General features: G+C 68.1%; 20 protein-coding genes. 10 read left to right on the top strand and 10 right to left on the bottom strand.

The genetic code is table 11. The annotated features are described in order from the left end of the window. Window positions 1–76: 76 nt before the first annotated feature. Complete coding sequence (locus ACWGCN_RS31080; RefSeq protein ID WP_378993042.1) at window positions 77–1,288, top strand: DUF885 domain-containing protein; 1,212 nt, start codon at window positions 77–79, stop codon at window positions 1,286–1,288. Here the strand turns inward: ACWGCN_RS31080 and ACWGCN_RS31075 are convergent. Continuing rightward, window positions 1,278–1,400: a hypothetical protein gene (locus tag ACWGCN_RS31075; RefSeq protein ID WP_452458891.1), complete on the bottom strand. Its 123-nt coding sequence runs from the start codon at window positions 1,398–1,400 to the stop codon at window positions 1,278–1,280. The genes ACWGCN_RS31080 and ACWGCN_RS31075 overlap by 11 nt on opposite strands. Before the next feature lie 171 nt (window positions 1,401–1,571). Between ACWGCN_RS31075 and glyA the strand changes: the two genes are divergently transcribed. From glyA to ACWGCN_RS31060, 3 genes are all read left to right on the top strand, one after another. After that, window positions 1,572–2,867 (top strand): serine hydroxymethyltransferase, encoded by a 1,296-nt coding sequence (gene glyA / locus ACWGCN_RS31070; RefSeq protein ID WP_378993039.1) that lies wholly within the window; start codon window positions 1,572–1,574, stop codon window positions 2,865–2,867. A 126-nt stretch (window positions 2,868–2,993) separates the two neighbouring features. Then, window positions 2,994–3,206 carry a hypothetical protein gene (locus ACWGCN_RS31065; RefSeq protein ID WP_378636305.1) on the top strand — a complete coding sequence of 71 codons (213 nt, stop codon included), beginning with the start codon at window positions 2,994–2,996 and terminating at the stop codon, window positions 3,204–3,206. Next, window positions 3,206–4,504, top strand: coding sequence for a hypothetical protein (locus tag ACWGCN_RS31060; protein ID WP_387445870.1), 1,299 nt, complete (start codon window positions 3,206–3,208; stop codon window positions 4,502–4,504). Before ACWGCN_RS31065 ends, ACWGCN_RS31060 begins: the two co-directional genes overlap by 1 nt. Before the next feature lie 6 nt (window positions 4,505–4,510). Here ACWGCN_RS31060 and ACWGCN_RS31055 read toward each other — a convergent pair whose 3' ends face one another. Both ACWGCN_RS31055 and ACWGCN_RS31050 read right to left on the bottom strand, forming a co-directional pair. Continuing rightward, window positions 4,511–5,494 (bottom strand): LLM class F420-dependent oxidoreductase, encoded by a 984-nt coding sequence (locus tag ACWGCN_RS31055; protein WP_379313529.1) that lies wholly within the window; start codon window positions 5,492–5,494, stop codon window positions 4,511–4,513. 34 nt (window positions 5,495–5,528) lie between these two features. Next, the gene (locus ACWGCN_RS31050) at window positions 5,529–6,710 is read right to left on the bottom strand and encodes an FAD-dependent monooxygenase (protein WP_452458890.1); all 1,182 of its coding nucleotides are present in this window, start codon (window positions 6,708–6,710) and stop codon (window positions 5,529–5,531) included. A gap of 109 nt (window positions 6,711–6,819) precedes the next feature. On the opposite strand from ACWGCN_RS31050, the gene ACWGCN_RS31045 reads away from it, so the two are divergent. Next, window positions 6,820–7,533 (top strand): TetR/AcrR family transcriptional regulator, encoded by a 714-nt coding sequence (locus ACWGCN_RS31045; protein ID WP_452458889.1) that lies wholly within the window; start codon window positions 6,820–6,822, stop codon window positions 7,531–7,533. Between the two features lie 44 nt (window positions 7,534–7,577). After that, window positions 7,578–7,997 carry a limonene-1,2-epoxide hydrolase family protein gene (locus ACWGCN_RS31040; RefSeq protein ID WP_378636316.1) on the top strand — a complete coding sequence of 140 codons (420 nt, stop codon included), beginning with the start codon at window positions 7,578–7,580 and terminating at the stop codon, window positions 7,995–7,997. 1 nt (window position 7,998) lies between these two features. On the opposite strand, the gene ACWGCN_RS31035 is transcribed toward ACWGCN_RS31040, so the two are convergent. Continuing rightward, window positions 7,999–8,271: a hypothetical protein gene (locus ACWGCN_RS31035; RefSeq protein ID WP_378636318.1), complete on the bottom strand. Its 273-nt coding sequence runs from the start codon at window positions 8,269–8,271 to the stop codon at window positions 7,999–8,001. A gap of 307 nt (window positions 8,272–8,578) precedes the next feature. Between ACWGCN_RS31035 and ACWGCN_RS31030 the strand changes: the two genes are divergently transcribed. From ACWGCN_RS31030 to ACWGCN_RS31020, 3 genes are all read left to right on the top strand, one after another. After that, complete coding sequence (locus ACWGCN_RS31030) at window positions 8,579–9,973, top strand: PhoH family protein (protein WP_378926338.1); 1,395 nt, start codon at window positions 8,579–8,581, stop codon at window positions 9,971–9,973. Window positions 9,974–10,154: 181 nt separating this feature from the next. Further along, the gene (locus ACWGCN_RS31025; protein ID WP_378993030.1) at window positions 10,155–10,781 is read left to right on the top strand and encodes an LGFP repeat-containing protein; all 627 of its coding nucleotides are present in this window, start codon (window positions 10,155–10,157) and stop codon (window positions 10,779–10,781) included. A gap of 95 nt (window positions 10,782–10,876) precedes the next feature. Further along, window positions 10,877–11,731, top strand: coding sequence for an acyl-ACP desaturase (locus tag ACWGCN_RS31020; protein ID WP_387445872.1), 855 nt, complete (start codon window positions 10,877–10,879; stop codon window positions 11,729–11,731). 53 nt (window positions 11,732–11,784) lie between these two features. Here the strand turns inward: ACWGCN_RS31020 and ACWGCN_RS31015 are convergent, their stop codons facing one another. The 3 genes from ACWGCN_RS31015 to glpX form a co-directional block, all read right to left on the bottom strand. Next, window positions 11,785–13,185, bottom strand: a complete 1,401-nt coding sequence (locus ACWGCN_RS31015) for a class II fumarate hydratase (RefSeq protein ID WP_452529153.1) — start codon at window positions 13,183–13,185, stop codon at window positions 11,785–11,787. 86 nt (window positions 13,186–13,271) lie between these two features. Continuing rightward, entirely contained in the window at window positions 13,272–14,114 is an 843-nt protein-coding gene (locus ACWGCN_RS31010) for a patatin-like phospholipase family protein (RefSeq protein WP_452460397.1), read from the bottom strand. Window positions 14,115–14,144: 30 nt separating this feature from the next. Further along, on the bottom strand, window positions 14,145–15,188 hold the full coding sequence (gene glpX / locus ACWGCN_RS31005) for a class II fructose-bisphosphatase (RefSeq protein ID WP_378993025.1): 1,044 nt from the start codon (window positions 15,186–15,188) through the stop codon (window positions 14,145–14,147). 127 nt (window positions 15,189–15,315) lie between these two features. Here glpX and ACWGCN_RS31000 point away from each other — a divergent pair, with 127 nt between their 5' ends. Beyond that, complete coding sequence (locus ACWGCN_RS31000) at window positions 15,316–15,885, top strand: DUF4245 domain-containing protein (protein ID WP_378993023.1); 570 nt, start codon at window positions 15,316–15,318, stop codon at window positions 15,883–15,885. A 2-nt stretch (window positions 15,886–15,887) separates the two neighbouring features. On the opposite strand, the gene ACWGCN_RS30995 is transcribed toward ACWGCN_RS31000, so the two are convergent. From ACWGCN_RS30995 to xseA, 3 genes are all read right to left on the bottom strand, one after another. Continuing rightward, entirely contained in the window at window positions 15,888–17,303 is a 1,416-nt protein-coding gene (locus tag ACWGCN_RS30995; protein WP_452460396.1) for an FAD-binding oxidoreductase, read from the bottom strand. Between the two features lie 127 nt (window positions 17,304–17,430). Then, window positions 17,431–17,691, bottom strand: coding sequence for an exodeoxyribonuclease VII small subunit (locus ACWGCN_RS30990; protein ID WP_378638114.1), 261 nt, complete (start codon window positions 17,689–17,691; stop codon window positions 17,431–17,433). Continuing rightward, window positions 17,688–18,974, bottom strand: a complete 1,287-nt coding sequence (gene xseA / locus ACWGCN_RS30985; protein WP_452460395.1) for an exodeoxyribonuclease VII large subunit — start codon at window positions 18,972–18,974, stop codon at window positions 17,688–17,690. Before xseA ends, ACWGCN_RS30990 begins: the two co-directional genes overlap by 4 nt. Window positions 18,975–19,035 lie beyond the last annotated feature (61 nt).

The following is a 19,035-nucleotide window of genomic DNA, read 5'->3' as shown; positions in this document are numbered from 1 at the left end:
TTGGCTACCGGTCGGTAACCAGCGACAACGCCGAGGTAAGACGCCATTTTCCGATCGACCACGTAATGTCGGGCGGATGGGGTCACATCCACTTGTCACCGAATACCTGCGCCTGGGTTTGGCTTTCGATCGCCTCGAAGAGGGGTTCGTCGACGCCTACACCGGCGATCCGCAATTGCGCCGCGATATCGAGAACGCGGCCGTCCCGGTGCCCTCGGAGCTGGCCCGGCGCGCCGTCGATCTGCGCGCCGCCCTGCCCGATGCCGGGCTCTCGGCGCAGCGCACCGAATTCCTCGATGCCCACCTGGTGGCGATGGAATGCTCGGCCCGCAAGTTCGCCGGCGAGCAGATCGGCTTCGTCGACGAGGTCCGCGCCTACTTCGACGTCGACATCGCACCGGGCGACCCCGACGACTATCGCGAAGCGCACCGGCAGATGGACGAGGTGCTCGGCGGCGACGGACCGCTGGCCGAACGCGCCGCCGCCTACCGCCGCGGTGACGAGATCCCCCCGGAAAAGCTCGCCACCTGTGTCGAAGCGTTCTCGAGCGCGCTGCGGGAGCGGGTACGCGAGCGCTACCCGCTGCCCGACAACGAGCACGTCACCTACGAGGTGGTCGGCGACAAGCCGTGGTCCGGCTTCAACTACTACCTGGGCAATTTCGCCTCGACGGTCGCGATCAACTCCGACCTCAAACAGCACATGGGCAACCTCCCCGCGCTCATCGCGCACGAGGCCTACCCCGGTCATCACACCGAGCACTGCCGCAAGGAGGCCGGACTGGTCGCGGCGGGCGAGGACGAGCAGACGCTGTTCCTGGTCAACACCCCGCAGTGCCTGATGGCCGAGGGCCTCGCCGACCTGGCCCTTCGGTCGATCGTCGGGCCCGGCTGGGGAGTCTGGGCGCAGGAGATCTACGCCGACCTCGGCCTTCGTTTCGACGGTGAACGGGCCGAACGCTTCTCGACCGCGTCGGCGAAACTGCTGAACGTGCGTCAGGACGCCGCGCTGCTGCTGCACGATCAGCATCGCAGCGAGGACGAGGTGGCGCTGTTCCTGCAGCGGTGGATTCTGGCGACGCCGGAACGGGCGCGGCAGTCGCTGCGGTTCCTGTCCTCGCCGCTGTGGCGGGCCTACATCAGCACCTATGTCGAGGGTTACCGCCTGCTCGGTGGGTGGCTCGACGGTGCGGTCGGCGCCCAGGATCGGGTCGAGCGGTTCGGGCGTCTGCTCGACGAGCCGCTGACGCCGGGGGCGATCCGGCGGATGAGTGTCGCTACTGGATGACGGCGCAGCCGCCGGGGTTCACCAGCGAGCAGACCAGGTAGTTGATCTGCAGCAGGAGTGCCTCGATCGGGTCGGACGGTGCGATGGCCGGGGTCACGGGCAGTGCGGTCATATCTGTGTCATCGGTCACCGTCGGACGGGTCGTTACGCCGAGTCTGTTGTGTTCGACGGCTATCGAACCTGGTCAGCCGGGCTGTGACCCTGGTCTCTCCGGTGGCGGCTCGGACGGTGTTGCGGTATCCCCGTGCTCGGCTCGCACACGGTCGGCAATAGACTCGACGGCGTGACGCAGACGACCGCTTCGGTGAATACCCAGTCTCTCGGTGAGCTCGATCCCGAGTTGGCCGCCGCGATGGCGGGCGAGCTCGCCCGCGAACGCGACACCCTCGAGATGATCGCTTCGGAGAACTTCGTGCCGCGCGCGGTCCTGCAGGCGCAGGGCTCCGTCCTCACGAACAAGTACGCCGAGGGGTACCCGGGCCGCCGCTACTACGGCGGCTGCGAGGCCGTCGACGTGGTGGAGACCCTGGCTCGCGACCGTGCCAAGGAGCTCTTCGGCGCCGAATTCGCCAACGTGCAGCCCCACTCGGGCGCGCAGGCCAACGCCGCGGTGCTGATGGCGCTGATGAACCCGGGCGAGACCCTGCTGGGTCTGGACCTCGCGCACGGCGGTCACCTCACCCACGGCATGCGCCTGAACTTCTCGGGCAAGCTCTACGACGTCCACTCCTACGGTGTGTCGAAGGAAGACCACCGGATCGACATGGACGAGGTGCGTGACATCGCACGCAAGGCCAAGCCGAAGGTGATCGTCGCCGGCTGGTCGGCTTACCCGCGCCACCAGGACTTCGCCCGCTTCCGTGAGATCGCCGACGAGGTCGGCGCCTACCTGTGGGTCGACATGGCGCACTTCGCCGGCCTGGTCGCCGCCGGTCTGCACCCCTCGCCCGTGCCGTACGCCGACGTGGTGTCCTCCACCGTGCACAAGACCCTCGGCGGTCCCCGCTCCGGTCTGATCCTGGCCAAGCAGGAATTCGCCAAGAAGCTCAACTCCGCGGTGTTCCCCGGTCAGCAGGGCGGCCCGCTCATGCACGTGATCGCCGCCAAGGCCGCCGCGTTCAAGATCGCCGCCACCGAAGAGTTCGCCGACCGTCAGGTCCGCACCCTGTCCGGCGCGCGTATCCTCGCCGAGCGTCTGACCGGCGCCGACGTGAAGGACAAGGGTGTTTCGGTCCTGACCGGCGGCACCGACGTGCACCTGGTCCTGGTCGATCTGCGTAACTCCGAGCTCGACGGTCAGCAGGCCGAGGATGTCCTCCACGAGGTCGGCATCACCGTCAACCGCAACGCCGTCCCGTTCGACCCTCGCCCCCCGATGGTCACCTCGGGCCTGCGCATCGGCACGGCGGCCCTGGCCACCCGTGGTTTCGGCGACACCGAGTTCACCGAGGTAGCCGACATCATCGCCGCCGCCCTGGCGGGCACCTCCGACGTCGACACCCTGCGCGGCCGGGTGTCGCGCCTGGCCCAGAGCGTCCCGCTCTACCAGGGTCTCGAGGACTGGCGCCTGCTCGGCTGAGCCGGAGAACCTCTGCCCGATGGCCCCTGTCAGCTCCATGCAGACAGGGGCCATCGTGTTGTCGGAACACACAAAGTTCTGGTGAATCGCATACGGGCCTAATGGAATAGGGCATGGTCAGTCCGTATGGAATATCGACGCGCGTTGGCGCGTGAGGTCGGCGGGGAGGTGCACGCGTTCGAGTTGCTCTCCGAGGCCGAGGCCAGGGAGCTGATCGAACTGTTCCGCGCCGCGCGGGCCAACGAGGTGCGGGCGCTGCGCCGGGCCATCGATGCCGCGCTCACCGCGATGCCCGCTCCGCTGCGTAAGGTCTCGCGCAAGATCCTCTTCGGCAGCTGATGATCGAAACCGAACTCGAAGCTCAGACACAGCTCGTGGTGCTCGCGCGCACGCTGAAAGTGCCGCCGCAGCGCCTCGCACCGCTGGCCCGTCTCGGCGCGGTGCACCTGTCGGCGATACAGCAGCAGATCCTGCGCGCACTGCATGCCGAGCACGCGGACACCTTCCGCCGGGTCAGCCCGCTCGTGCCGATCTTTCCGGTGGGTGTGGGCGTCGCGCTCTTCGAGCGGGTGGTGCCGCCGGTGCTCGCCGCCCGATTCCTCGGCGCGGTCGGCGTCAAACATCCGCGCAAGTGCGCGCAGGCGCTGTGCGCGGTCGATGCCGTCTACGCGGCCGACGGAGCGCCGTACCTGGACCCGAATGTCTTCGAACAGCTGATGCGATACGGCAGGCCGGAGCCGATCACCCTCATCATCAACGAGCTGTTGCGGCGCCGCGACTACGTGACGGCCGCGCGGTTCCTCTCGGTGGTGAACGAGCCGCTGATCGCGGCATTGGAGCAGACCGTCCTCGATGACGCGGGCTTGATCTTCACCGCCGCCTACGCCTACCCGGCGCACACGTTGAGCCGGATCGTGCGGCAGTTGCTGGCGGGCCCACGCCAGCGGGTGCCGGCCATGCTCCACACCGTCCTGGCTGGCCCACCCACCCTGCATCACGCGATGCTCGCCCTGTTCTGCAAGGTCGACCCCGAAATCACCGGCATTCTCGGCGACATCTTCTTCGGCCGCGGCACCACACACGAGGTCGGCCGATTCCTGCTCACCGCGGTCAACCGGAACGCCTCGCCGGCGCTGCTCACCGTGATCGGCAGACTCGAACCCGTTGCCCTGTGGGCCTTGTCGACGAACCCGCAATTCGCGAACACCGACGTGCTCGGCGCGCTGGTCCGCTCGCTGGACGGCAAGGACGAAGCCGACCCGTGGCGCGGGCTGTTCGCCCTGTCCGCCCGCCTGAGCGAACCGGCCCGCCGCCACATCGCCGCCACCCTCGCCGAACTCGACGAAACCTCGGTAGCCGCCCTGCCCGCGCACGCCACCGACGCCACCTACTGGCCCGCTCTCCTGCAACTACTCGCCGAATCCGAACCCGCCGCCCAGTCCCGAGTGGCCGCGATCTGGTCGCGCCTTTCCCCTGAATGGCAAGCGGGCATCGAACGCCACATCCACGAAAACCGCTACGACACCCGCCTGAGCCGCATCACCAACGCCCTCACCACCGTCACCCCGGAAGAGGTCTTCTTCCGTCGCCGCCAGCAGAACCGCCAGCGAGGAGAAGACCACTTCGCGTCGTGGTGAGCTCGCTCAGTGCACCAGCGGGCTCAGGGTGCGGCCGACCCGGTCGATGACACCGGGCTCGTGGCCGTTGGCGATCAGGTTGATGATGACGCCGTCGATGCCGTGGTCGAGGACGCGGGCCTGGATCTGTTCGGCGACTTCGTCCGGGGTGCCGGCGAATTGGCGGTCGGCGACGGTGGCCCGGCGTTCGGCTTCGGTCAGGGTGGACAGGTCGACGCCGAGTCGCGACAGCATGTCGGCCTGGGTCTTTCGGGCGCGGTCACCGTCTTCGTCGACGATGGTCAGCGCGAGGAAGCTGGTTTCCAGGGTGGCGGGGTCGCGGCCCGCCTCCTCGCACCGCTGGTGCAGAGCGTCGAGTTTGCGGGGCAGTTCGGAGGCGTTGCAGATGATGTTGAGGTGATCGGCGAAGCGGGCGGCCATGCCGAAGGTCTTCTTCTCGCCGCCACCGCCGAGCAGAATCGGCAGGTCGTCGCGGATGCGTGGCTCGTTCATCGCGTTCTCGGTGTGGTACCACTTTCCGTCGAAGGTGGATCGCTGCCCGCGCAGCATCGGCGTGATGATCCGCAATGCCTCGTCGAGCCGCTCGAACCGCTCGGTGAAGGTGCCGAATTCGAACCCGTACTGCTGATGCTCCAGCTCGAACCACCCCGCCCCGATGCCGAGCACCGCCCGGCCACCGCTCACCACGTCGAGCGTGGTGACGGTCTTGGCCAGCAGGGCGGGATTGCGATAGGTATTGCCGGTGACCAAGGCCGACAACTGGATTCGCTCGGTCGCGGTAGCCAGACCCGACAGCGCCGAGTAGGCCTCCAGCATCGGCTCCTCGGGCTCGCCGATCAACGGCAGCTGATAGAAGTGATCCATCACGAAGGCGGCGTCGAACCCCGCCCCCTCCGCCTCCCTCGCCTGCGCGATCACCGCGGGAAACAGCTCACGCACCGAGGACGTGTTGCTGAAGTTGGGCATCTGATAGCCGAGTCGAATGCTCATGTCGCCGACCCTATGACTTGGAGTGCACTCCAAGTCAAGCGCTACACCCGACCAGCTGCGGATAGTCGATCAGGTCGATGTCGTTGGCGGCCTTGTCGCCGTATTTCAGCATGAGGGTGAAGAAGCGGGAGCCGAGGAACCAGTTGCGCGCCTTGATGCCCAGGGCGGTCTTGGGCGCGAGGAAGGGGCCCGCGTTGCTGTTGCCCGCGATTTTGGCGTAGCGCTTCATGATCCGGTCGTAGTTGGCGAAGGCGGTGATGTGATCACCCGCGGCGGCGGCCAGTTCGCCTGCGAGGACGTAGGCGCCGACAACGGCGAGGCCGGTGCCGAAGCCCGCCAGGGTGTTTCCGTACGCGGCGTCGCCGATGAGGGCGACACGGCCGCGGGTGTAGGCGCCGTTCATCCGGACCTGGCTGATCGAGTCGAGGTAGATGTCGTCGAATTCGGCCAGGTCGGTGAGCATGCGGGGGGCATGCCATGCCATGTCGGCGAAGGTTTCGGTGATGATGCGGCGCTGGGCGTCGACGTCGTTGCGGGGGTAGTCGAGTTCGGGGGCGGCGAACATGTACATCTGCTGGGCCTTCGGGCCGCCGTCGATGGCGAGTTTGCCCGGGGTGTTGTGGGCGGCGCCTGCCGCTTTGTCGCGGGGCGTGGCCGCGTCGCTCCAGCGGCTCGCGCCGGCGACGCAGTAGTAGTAGCCGAGGTGCGCCACGTAGTCGGCCTCGGGGCCGAACGCCAATTTCCGGACTCGCGAATGGATGCCGTCGGCGCCCAGGACGAGGTCGAAGGTGCGGGGCGGGTTGTGCTCGAACCGCACGGCCACGCCGTCGCCGGTGTCGCGCAGGTCGGTGATGGTGTCGCCGAAGAGGTACTCGACGGTGTCGGCGGTCTTGTCGTACATGACCTCGGCCAGGTCGCCGCGCAGGATCTCCAGGTCGCCGCCGGTGAACTCGCCCGACATCACGCCGAGCTCACGCCCGTTGTCGTCGACGAAGACCAGGTCGGTGGTACCGGTACGCCGGGCCCGGACCTCGTCGAGGATGCCCATCCGCTCGAGCACGGTCAGGTGGGTCTTGCCCTTGAAGTCCACCGCCTGACCGCCTGCCCGCAGCGCGGGGGCACGTTCGACGACGGTGACGGCGAAGCCGTAGCGGTGCAGCCAGTAGGCGAGGGCGGGGCCGGCGACGCTGGCGCCGGAGATGAGAACAGTACGCATGATGCAACTCCCGAAGATCTGTGTCCGATGGAATCTGTATCCGGTGGATGCAGATAAGAGTATGGTAGACACAGTTTCACGTCAAGACGATTTTCGAGAGGATGGGCAGATGCCACCGCCGACCACGGTCGAGCTGTTGTGGGGGACCGCGCAGCGCCCCAAGCGCGGGCCCAAACCCGCGCTCACTCTCGACGGGATCGTCGCCGAGGCCATCGCGCTCGTCGACGCCGAAGGGCTGTCCGCGCTGTCGATGCAGCGGCTGGCCGAACGCCTCGGCTTCACCAAGATGTCGCTGTACCGATATGTGCCGGGCAAGGAGCAGTTGACCGCGCTGATGCTCGACGCGGCGATGGGCGAACCGCCGAAGGCCGCGGGCGCGCAGCAGAACTGGCGAACCGGCTTGCGCACCTGGGTCGAAGCGCTCTTCGCTCGCTACCGTGCGCACCCGTGGTCGATCGAGCTCACCGTCGGCATGCGGCCTCTCGGCCCGAACGAGATGGGCTGGACCGAGGCCGCCCTCACCGCACTGGCAGGCACCGGACTCTCCGGCTCGGAGAGGCTGGACACGATCGTCCTGCTCAACGGTCACGCCCGCAGCCTGGCTCAGCAGGTCGCGTCGATGAGCGGGGACGGGGAAGTGCAGTTCACCGAGCAGTTCGCCGCGATGATGACCGCGGCCGCAGGCCGCTACCCCGAGGTGCAGGCCGCCTTCGCCGAGGAAGCCGCCGCACCGGCGGGCAAGGGCGGACCCAACGACGCCCTGCGTTTCGGTGTCGAACGCATCCTCGACGGTCTCGCCGTCCTGATCGATCAGCGAAACTGAGCTGACCCCTGGCCCGGCCGCGATCGGCACCCTAGGCTCATCTCATGACCGACCAGCCGGAACTGCCGGAGCCCGCTGTCACCATCGTTCGCGAGTTCTTCAACGCACTCGAACTCAGCGCGGTCGACGAGGCGCTGGATCTGCTCGATCCCGCGATCGTCTGGAAGAACGCCTCGCTGCCGACCGTGCGCGGCAAGAATCGGGTCGCGGCGTTGTTGCGCGGCCTGGATCGACCGAAGCTCGGGTTCTCCGCGGAGATCCACCACATCGCCGCCGACGGCGACATCGTGCTCACCGACCGCACCGACTACCTGCACGTGGGCCCGGTGCGCATCGGCTTCTGGGTGAGCGGCACCTTCGAACTGCGCGACGGCCGAATCGTGCTGTGGGACGACCACTTCAGTAAGGGCAACGTCCTGCGCGGCGCCGTTGTCGGCGTGGTGAAGGCGATCACCGGCCGCTGAACTATCCGTGCTTGCGCAGATACTCGAGGTAGGTCGGGCGCAGCACATCGGCTAGTTTGCCGTCGCCCGCGTGGAAGTAGTCGTCGAGCATCGGCAGCACGTACTTGATGTCGGCCGAGCTCTCGCCGAGGTCGCCCGCCTCGGCCTGGGCCGCCGGAATCGACTTCAGCAGTTCCCACAGGAACTTCACGTCGCCGTGGCGCACGGCCGTCTTCACCGCGCGATCGTGCAGTTCCTTCGACGACAGCTTCTCCAGATCCTGGTCTTCGGCCATGTCATCGACTCTAGCCCTCGGTGGCGCACACGTGCCGGATCCGTCGCGACAGTGCCGGTTAACGACAAATTCACGGACACGTGTGCCGGTCCAGCAGCGCGGCTACGAATTCGGCGGTAGCGTCGGTGATGCGAGTCGCGTCGGTGTGATTCGTACGGGAGGTCCTGACCGTGACTGAGCTATTCAGTGCGAGAGGGCCGGCACCTGGCCCTCGTGGCGGTTGACTCAGCGTCAAACGCCCACAAGGACGGACCGGTCCAGCGAGATCGTTCGCACGGGTGCCGTGCGAACACATAAGGAGCCCACCGTGACTGCTGCACGCTCCGTTTCCGCTTCCGCGAAGCACACGGCCTCGGCCTCGGCCTCGAGCAATTCGGCCTCGAAGAAAGGGGCTCGCCCCTCACGTTCCGGTCGCAAGACTTTCGTCGTAGACACCTCTGTACTCCTGTCGGATCCCTGGGCCGTCACCCGGTTCGGGGAACACAGTGTGGTCCTGCCCCTGGTCGTGATCAGTGAGTTGGAGGCGAAACGGCACCACCACGAGCTCGGCTGGTTCGCCCGCGAAGCTCTGCGCATGCTCGACGACCTGCGTGTGCAGCACGGCAGGCTCGACCAGGCGCTGCCCATCGGCACCGACGGCGGCACCCTGCAGGTAGAGCTCAACCACACCGATTCGTCGGTGCTACCCGCCGGATTCCGTTCCGACACCAACGATTCCCGCATCCTGGCCTGCGCGCTGAACTTCTCGGCCGAGGGCGAGGACGTGGTGCTGGTGTCGAAGGACATCCCGCTGCGCGTCAAGGCGAGCGCGGTCGGCTTGTCCGCCGACGAGTACCACGCGCAGGACGTGGTGACCTCCGGCTGGAGCGGGATGGTGGAACTCGACGTCGCGGGCGCGCAGATCGACCAGCTCTACACCGATTCGGTGATCGACCTCGACGATGCGCGAGAGTTGCCGTGCCACACCGGTGTTCGGTTGCTGGGCTCCAGCTCGAGCGCGCTGGGCCGGGTTACCGCGGACAAGCGGATCCAGCTGGTCAGGGAGCGGGAGGCCTTCGGGCTGCACGGGCGTTCGGCCGAACAGCGCATCGCCCTCGATCTGCTGCTCGACGAGAGCATCGGGATCGTGTCGATGGGTGGGCGCGCCGGTACCGGCAAGTCGGCTTTGGCGTTGACCGCCGGACTCGAGGCGGTGCTCGAGCGGCGCACCCAGCGCAAGGTGGTCGTGTTCCGGCCGCTGTACGCGGTGGGCGGGCAGGAACTGGGCTATCTGCCGGGTTCGGAGAGCGAGAAGATGGGCCCGTGGGCGCAGGCCGTCTTCGACACGCTCGACGGGCTGGCCAGCCGCGAGGTGCTCGAGGAGGTGCTCAGTCGCGACATGCTCGAAGTGCTGCCGCTGACCCACATTCGAGGGCGGTCGCTGCACGATTCGTTCGTGATCGTCGACGAGGCGCAGTCGCTCGAGCGCAATGTGCTGCTGACGGTGCTGAGCCGCCTCGGCACGGGTTCTCGGGTGGTGCTCACCCATGATGTCGCCCAGCGCGACAATCTGCGGGTCGGCAGGCACGACGGTGTGGCCGCGGTGATCGAAAAGCTCAAGGGACACCCGCTTTTCGCGCACATCACCCTCACCCGCAGTGAGCGCTCGCCGATCGCGGCGCTGGTCACCGAGATGCTCGAGGAGTACGGACCGAACGCGTAATCGTCGGCAATCGGGCCGCGTCGCGGCCGGAATCCGTTTGATTACCGCAAACAGTGGGTAATATCCGCTCCGACACCAATCCAGCAACGGCTCGGCGAACACTGTTCCGCCGGGCCGTTGCGGATGTCGGCCAGGCTCCATTCCGGGGGCACCCCCGGGGGCCACTCGCGAGAGGATGGATATGAACCACTTCGCTCGACGTACTGCTGCCGGGAGCGCCGCGGTCCTGGCCGCGGCGGGTCTGCTGCTCGCTGCCGGCTGCAGCGATGACGACAAGGACAAGGCAAACGACGCCGTCGCCTCGGTGACCTCCGCGATCGGCGCCCCGGGTGGCAGCGCCACCACCGAGCCCGGGATGGGCGGGATGACCACCACCCCCGGTTCGGAAACCACCTCCGGTTCCGAGACAACGTCCGGCGCGGCCACCACCAGTGGGGCGGCGGGCGAATCGACCACCGTCTCCACCCCGAACGGTGACATCGTGATCGCCGGCGAGGTGTACAAGAAGTACGTGGCGGCCGGCGGCGCCAGCAGCCCGCTCGGCGCACCGGAGGAGGCCCAGGAATCCGGCCCCGACGGCGGCGAGTACCAGGACTTCACCGGCGGCACCATCTACTGGAGCAAGGATACCGGCGCCCACATCGTGTGGGGTGACATCCGCGAGGCCTGGGAGGAGAACGGCGGCGCCAACGGCACGCTGGGCTACCCGACGAGCGACGAGAAGACCATCGCCGGAGGCAAGCAGAGCGACTTCACCGGTGGCACCATCACCTGGGTCAACGGCGAGACCACGGTGACCCCGAAGTAGTCGGGCCTTACGTCAGCGTCGCGCTCCGCCCAGCGCGGGGACCCGGTTCACCCCGTAGGTCCCCGCGCTTGCGCACGAGGTACTAAGTTGTCGGGGTGCAGAAAACTTTGACCGACCGCGAGCTGCTGGATTCGCTCGCGGACGAGGTGGAAATCAACCTGCGTCGCCATATCGAGGTGGCCGACGGCTGGCAGCCGCACGAGCAGGTGCCGTGGTCGGACGGGCGAAACTTCGCCTTCCTCGGCGGCGAGGACTGGACCCCGGAACAGTCCGAGCTCAGTGATACCGCCCGGCTCGCGCTGACCGTGAGTGTCCTGGTCGCCGACAATCTGCCCTCCTACCACCGTGAGCTCGGCAAGCACCTGCGCACCGGCCCCTGGTGGCGCTGGGTCGGCCGGTGGACGGCGGAGGAGAACCGCCACGAGATCATGATCCGCAACTACCTCATGCTCACGCGTGCGGTGGACCCGGTCGCGCTCGAGCGGGCTCGCATGCAGCACATGACCGACGGTTTCAACCGCCCCCCGATGCACCTGATCGACGTGCTGGCCACCTGTGCGTTCGAAGAGGCCGCTGCCGCGATCCGTCATCGCAACACCGCCGCGATCGGCGAGAACCCGATCGTCACCGCGATGGCCGAGAAGCTGGCCGCCGACGACGAACTGCAGGCCGAGTTCTTCGCCGTGCTCGTCGCCGCCGCCCTCGACCTGGTTCCCGATCAGGCAGTGCGCGCGATCGCCGATCGGGTCGCCGACTTCCGGGTACCGCACGTGGATCTGCCCGGTGGCGGATCCAGCGACGAGGCGCTGGCCGAGGCGGGCATCTACGACCCCGCGAAGGAGGGTGAGCTGGTGTTCAAGCCGCTGCTGCAGCGCTGGAACATCTTCTCCCGCACCGACTTCAGCGAAGAGGGCGAAAAGACTCGCGCCGAACTCGCGCACCTGGCCTGATCTTGCACAGCGAACGGCCGTCACCTCCTGCGAGGTGACGGCCGTTCGGCGTTTCAGCGGTCGACGTCGGCCATCGCCAGCACGTCGAGTTTGCGATCGAGCTCTTCGAGCGAGAGCTTGTCCGGGACGAGCCCGCGGTCGATGACGGTCTGCCGGATCGTCTTCTTCTCGCGCAGCGCCTGTTTGGCGACCGCGGCCGCTTCCTCGTAGCCGATGGCCGAGTTGAGCGGGGTGACGATCGACGGTGACGATTCGGCCAGGGTCCGCAGGTGCTCCTCGTCGGCGACGAGCCCGCTCACACACTTGTCGGCGAACAAGCGAGAAACGTTGGCCAGCAGGCGAATCGACTCGAGCAGGTTGCGCGCCATCACGGGAATGTAGACATTGAGCTCGAACGCCCCGCTCGCCCCGCCGAATGCGATCGCCGCGTCGTTGCCGACCACCTGCACCGCCACCTGCGTCACCGCCTCGGGCAGTACGGGATTCACCTTGCCGGGCATGATCGAGCTACCCGGCTGCAGGTCCGGCAGCTGCAATTCGCCGAGCCCGGTCAGCGGGCCCGAACCCATCCAGCGGATGTCGTTGGCGATCTTGGTCAGGCTGACCGCGATGGTGCGCAGCGCGCCGGAGGCCTCGACGAGTCCGTCACGCGCGGCCTGGGCCTCGAAATGATCCTGCGCTTCGCGCAGCGCGTCGATTCCCGTGGTGCGTACCAGTTGCGCGACGACCTTCGCACCGAATCCGGCGGGCGCGTTGAGACCGGTGCCCACCGCGGTGCCGCCGATCGGCAACTCGCCGAGGCGGGGAAGCACGGACATCGCGCGTTCGATACCCGCGGCGATCTGGCGGGTGTAGCCGCCGAATTCCTGGCCGAGCGTCACCGGCACCGCGTCCATCAGGTGGGTGCGGCCCGACTTCACCACGGTGCGCCACTGCTGCGACTTGTCGAGCAGCGCCAGGCGCAGATGGTCCAGCGCGGGAACGAGTTCGGTGATCACGGCCTCGGTGGCGGCCAGGTGTGTCGCGGTGGGGAAGGTGTCGTTGGAGGACTGCGACATGTTCACGTCGTCGTTGGGGTGCACGCTCACCCCGTTACGGGCGGCGATCGAGGCGATCACCTCGTTGGCGTTCATGTTCGAGCTGGTGCCCGAACCGGTCTGGAACACGTCGATCGGGAACTGGTCGTCGTGCTCCCCGTTCGCGATCTCGCCCGACGCGGCGATGATCGCATCGGCCTTCACCGGATCGAGCAGGCCCAGATCCTTGTTGACCTGAGCGCACGCGGCTTTCAGCAGGCCCAGCGCCCGGATCTGGGCGCGCTCGAGTCCCCGCCCGCTGATCGGGAAGTTCTCGACGGCCCGCTGCGTCTGCGCCCGCCACAGGGCGTCGACGGGGACGCGAACCTCTCCCATGGTGTCGTGCTCGATCCGGTACTGCGCGTCGTCGTCAGCCATAGTTCGACCCTAGGACGAGAACACCGCGAATGGTGGCCACACACCAGCGCGAAATCCCACATCCGCGGCAGGAATACTCGCCGGACTCAGTCGGTGGGCCAGACCGCGCACACCTCGTCGGCGAAGTCCCTGGCTTGGGTGTGGCCGGCCAGCGCGGCGCCGTGTACGCGCTGCGGGTCGAGCTCGTTGGGGCCGATGGCCTTGCGCGCGGCTTGGTCCGGATGGATCACCGTGACCCTGGCCGAACCGAGGTGGGCGAGCTGGGCGGAGATCTTCCCGCTGCGGCGCGGGGTGAGAATGTTGGACGCGAGGCCGACGATCCGGTCGTAGCCCTTGGCCAGATCCAGATTCAGGGGGGAGCGGACACCGCCGTCGAGGTAGTGGTGCCCGTGACACGACGCCTCCGGCCAGGCGAACGGGATCGCGCAACTGGCGTTGACCGCCTCGGCGAGTGAGACGTCGCTGTCGCGGTCGAAGACCTTCAACACGCCAGTGTCGGCGTCGACCGCGGTGATCCACAACGGCTGTGCCGGCCACGACTTCTCGGGCAGGCGTGAGGACACCGCCGCCAGCCGCAACACGGGGTCGATCGTCGACCTGCCGCGCGAAGCGTTCGCGACCCGGCGTGCCGCGCTGGTCTCGCTGGGCGCGGTGCCCGCGATGAACGCCCACGTGGCCAGCTGCTTGACCGAGAGCCGGTTCGGGATCTCGGCGTTGAGCCGCCCCAGCTGCCGCTTGTAGAGCTCGTCGGTCGACAGCGTGCTGCGAATTTGCGCCCCGACGACCGCGCCCGCGGACGTGCCGATCACCAGATCGGCCGACCGCAGGTCCACCCCGGCCTCGGCCAGTCCGGCGATCATGCCGATCAGCCAGCCGATACCGGCGATTCCGCCGTTGCCGAGGACCAGGGCGGTGCTGGGCGCTGCCATAGTTCGACTATAGGGACGCCCAGCCCCGGATCACGGTAGCGGCGGGTTCGCGCTGTCGTCGCCGTCGAAGTCGACCGAGGAGTACTCGCGCAGCTTCGTCAGGCGGTGGTAGGCGTCGATCATGCGGACGGTGCCCGACTTGGACCGCATCACGATCGACTGGGTCGACGCGCCGCCGCCGTAGTAGCGCACGCCGCGCAGCAGGTCGCCGTCGGTGACGCCGGTGGCGCAGAAGAACACGTTGTCGCCGGAGACCAGGTCGGTGGTCGAGAGCACCCGATCCAGATCGTGGCCCGCGTCGATCGCCTTCTGCCGCTCTTCGTCGTCCTTCGGCGCGAGCATGCCCTGCAGCTCGCCGCCCAGACAGCGCAGCGCGGCGGCGGCGATGATGCCCTCGGGGGTGCCCCCGATACCGACCAGGATGTCGACGCCGGACTCGGGACGCGCGGCGGCGATGGCGCCGGCGACGTCACCGTCGGAGATGAGGCGGATGCGGGCGCCCGCGTCGCGTGCCTGCTGGATGGTGTCCTCGTGGCGGGGACGGTCCAGGATGCAGACGGTCAGATCGGACACCGACAGCCGCTTTGCCTTGGCCACGCGGCGGATGTTCTCACCGATCGGGGCGGTGATGTCGATCGAGCCTGCGGCATCGGGGCCGACGGCGATCTTGTGCATGTAGAACACCGCGGACGGGTCGAACATGGCGCCGCGCTCGGCGACCGCGAGCACCGAGATGGCGCCGGGGGAACCCTTCGACATCAGGGTGGTGCCGTCGACCGGGTCGACGGCGAAGTCGACCTCGGGGCCGGTGCCGTCGCCGACGAGCTCACCGTTGTAGAGCATCGGCGCTTCGTCCTTCTCGCCCTCGCCGATGACGACGATGCCCTTCATGGACACCGAGCTGACGAGCTGACGCATGGCGTCGACGGCCGCGCCGTCGCCACCTTCCTTGTCGCCACGGCCGACCCAACGGCCACTCGCCATCGCGCCTGCCTCGGTGACGCGGACCAGCTCCAGCGCGAGGTTGCGATCGGGTGCCTCGCGGCGGCTGGGGGCGGGCGATGATGCCGTCATTGCGGAGTGCCTCCTTGGCGTTGGTGTTACGGGGGCATTGTCGCATTTCGAAACGGCACGCTCGTGCACGACCTCCTGCGATGACCCCTTGGCGGCCTGGTCAGGACTCGAGTGGATACTGGTAGCCGTGGCACAGACCAAGCACCGCATCTTCAACGACTACCGCGATCTGTTCTGGTCGTTGATCCCGTTGGTGCTGGCCGCGGTGGTATTGGCCGGGGTCGCGAGCCAGTGCACGGTGGCGACGAACGGCCCGACACAGGGTCAGATCCCGCATTTCGATGCCGATGCCGCGCTGACCTCCGACGCGAAGACCCTGTCGTTCCCGATCCGCAAGCCGGCGTTGCCGCAGGGCTGGGTGTCGAACTCGGGCAGCCGCGACACCATCGCCACCGCGGATGGCGGTGCCGTGAGCACGGTCGGCTACATCACCCCGCAGGGCACCTACATGCGGTATTCGCAGACCGATGCCTCCGAAGAGGCGCTGTCGCGGCAGCAACTCGGTTCTCGCTATCCCACCGGGACGCAGGACGTGGCCGGGCAGAAATGGGTCGTCTACACCGAACCGACCGAGGAAACCGGCTGGATCGCCGACCTCGGCGGCGTACGGATCCTGATCACCGGCGCGGGCAACGAGGCCGCCTTCACCACCCTCGCGACGGCGATCACGACAGCTCAACCGCTGGCGAAGAAGTAGCCTCAGCTGAGCCGGTAGGACCACCCGCTGTTGGGTAGCGCGGTCGAGGTGGCGATGGTGTCTTCTGCGTCGTCGGACTTGCCCTGGGCCAGGAGGCCGTAGGGATCGAATTCGCGTTTGGCGGCATCCTCTTTCGGGCCCCACGGCTTCATGCCGCCCGCGCCGAGGACGGGCGTGTGCGAGTTCGCGATGAACAACCCCGCCCGCTGCAACCGCTCGGTGGTCGCCGCCAAGTGCTGCTGGCTCTCGAAGGCGAAGACCGGTGAGCCCTGACACGACAGACCGCCGTCGATTCGCTTCATCTCCACGTGCAGCGGCCCCAACTCCGCGAATTCACGGTGGATGCCGACGATCGACTCGTACAGATCCCGCTGCGGGAACAGGGCCATCAGCCCGGTGAGCTCGTCGTTGTGCCGCTGGTAGCGCAACATCGAATGGCCCCAGGTGAACTCGTAGAGGGGCGAACCGTAGCTGCCCTTGCCCTCGAGGCACCGGTACCGGATCCGGCCGCCGTTGTCCTGCACCAGATCCTCCACATTCGGCACCGACTGGACGGCGGCCATCAGCAGCACCATCGACTCGCCGTCGGGAATCAATCCGGCGAGTTCGGGAAAGTACTGCGGGAGCGGATGCGCATGGGGCGAAACCACTTTCGTGAGCACACCGTCGCTGCGGCAGATGTCGACCGAGAAGCGGGCCGCCTGCGCGAAATCGGGGAACGAGACGACCAGTTCGTGCCACTCCCAGGCTGGGGCGAGCGGCAGTTCGACCTCGGTGATGATGCCGTTGGCGCCGTACGCGTGGTGCACGGTGTTCACATCGCGCCCGCGCAACTCGATCAGCCGGGGGTGTTCCTCCACCGTCATCACTTCCAGCGCGGTGATGTTGCCGGTGTCGCGCAGGATGCCCCAGCGACAGCTGCCGATACCCGCGTGTCCGCCCGCTATGTAGCCGCCGATGGTGGCCTGGTGCGCCGTCGACGGATGCATCCGCAGCTCCCAACCGGACGGGCGGATCGCGGCGTCGATATCGGCCACGACAGTGCCCGCGAGCGCGCGCACCGTGGTCGGCGGGCGTCTGCCGGGTTCGCCGTGCCAGCCGATGACGCCGGCGAGCGCGGTGACATCGATCACCGCGCCACCGCGCAGCGGCACACCCTGACCGAACTGGCCGGAACCGGCCCCGCGCACGGTGATCGGGATGCGATGACGCGCGCAGGCGGCCACCGCGGTGCGCAACTCGTCCTTGCCGCGCGGCGCGATGAAGATCTCGGCATTGCGCCCGCGCAGCAGGTCTCGCAGGACCGGACTCTGCGCGAACCGGTCGCGGCTCTTGGTGCGCAGCTTGCGTGTGTCGGTGGAGAAGGTGATGGGACCCAGGTCGGCGCGCAGGCTCGTCAGCGAATCGGTGGGTGACATCGGCCGTACTCCGTCGTTCGAACTCTCCGCGCGTCGCCCGGAGGGCGATCCCTCGGCGGACCGACCCGGCATCAGCGTGCCCGGCCGGTGTTTCGCGGCGGTAAAGGTGCGATGTCGGTGCGCGTGCTCAGTCGGCGGTGTCGAGGTCGGCGCGGGACAGGGCGTCTTCCACGCGGCGGCGCGCACCGGCGAGATGCTGTTCGCAGCGGGTGGCCAGGGCTTCGCCGCGCTCCCACAGCACCAGCGAGTCGTCCAGGTCGAGGCCGCCCTGTTCGAGCATCTTCACCACGTTGATGAGCTCGTCGCGGGCGCGTTCGTAGCCGAAGGCCGCGATCTCGGCCAGGGTGTCGGCAGCGGTGTTCTCGGAACCGGCGTCGGCCACGGTCACGTCCTCTTCTCGTCGGTGGTCTCTGGCGTCAGTCGCTGGGTGCCCAGTGCCGCGGCGGTGACGGCTCCGTCGGCGACCCTGATGCGGAGCTGGCTGCCCGCGGGGGAGTCATCGATCGAACGCACGACATGCCGTTCGGGACCGGCGACGCGCTGCACGACAGCGTAACCACGGGCCAGGGTGGCGGCCGGACCCACCGCGGTCAGCTTCTCGCGCAGGTGCAGGGTGGTCGTCGACTCGCTGCGCAGCAGCTGGTCGACTGTGCGTCTCGCGGCGGTGCGCAAGCGTTCCAGCTCGTCGTGACGGTGGTTCAGCTCGCGCAGGGGATCGGCGAGGACCGGGCGCGATCGCAACTGCGTGATGGTGTGTTCCTCGCGCTGGACCCAGCCGCGCAACGCGGCCGCCGAGCGCGCCCGCATGTCACGGACCCCGGCCAGTTCGGCGGCGGCATCGGGGACGATGCGTTTGGCGGCGTCGGTGGGGGTGGCCGCGCGCAGGTCGGCGACCAGGTCGAGCAGGGGATTGTCGGGCTCGTGGCCGATGGCGCTGACGATCGGGGTGCGCGCGGCGGCGACCGCCCGGCACAGTGCTTCGTCGGAGAAGGCCAGCAGATCTTCGACGCTGCCACCGCCGCGCGCCAGCACGATCACCTCGACCTCGGGGTCGCGATCGAGTTCGGTCAGCGCTTCGAGCATCTGCGGTACCGCGGCCGGACCCTGCACCGCGGTATTGCGGATGACGAATCGGACTGCGGGCCAACGGTTCTGGGCCACGGACAGGACATCACGTTCGGCCGCGCTCGCCCGTCCGGTGATCAGCCCGATCGTCGCGGGCAGGAAAGGTAGCGGCCGCTTGAGCCTGGCATCGAACAGGCCCTCGGCCGTCAAGAGGGCTTTCAACCGCTCGATCCGAGCCAGTAGCTCACCGATGCCGACCGCGCGAATCTCGGTGACCCGCAACGACACCGTGCCCCGGCCGGTGAAGAAGTGCAGCTTGCCGTAGACGACCACGCGGCTGCCCTCGGTGAGCGGCACCGGCAGCCTGCGCAACAGGTCGGGGTCGCAGGTCAGCGACAGCGACATGTCCACCGAGGCATCGCGCAGCACCAGGAACGCGGTGCGGGTGCCGGGGCGCAGATTGATCTGGGTGACCTGCCCCTCCACCCAGATGCTGCCGAGCCGTTCGATCCACTGGGCGACCTTCACCGCGACCGAGCGCACCGGATACGGCTGCTCCGCCGAATTCGCCGGAGCGCCGGCCTGCGCGACGCCGTCCTGAGTCATAGGTCAGTTCTACGCGCGGCCACCGACACAACCAAAAAGCGGCCGCCATCCGAGGTGTCGG

It is taken from the genome of Nocardia sp. NPDC055050, from assembly GCF_053608345.1.
Note: the sequence above shows the minus strand (reverse complement) of the source record. Positions and strands in the feature narration are given on the sequence as shown.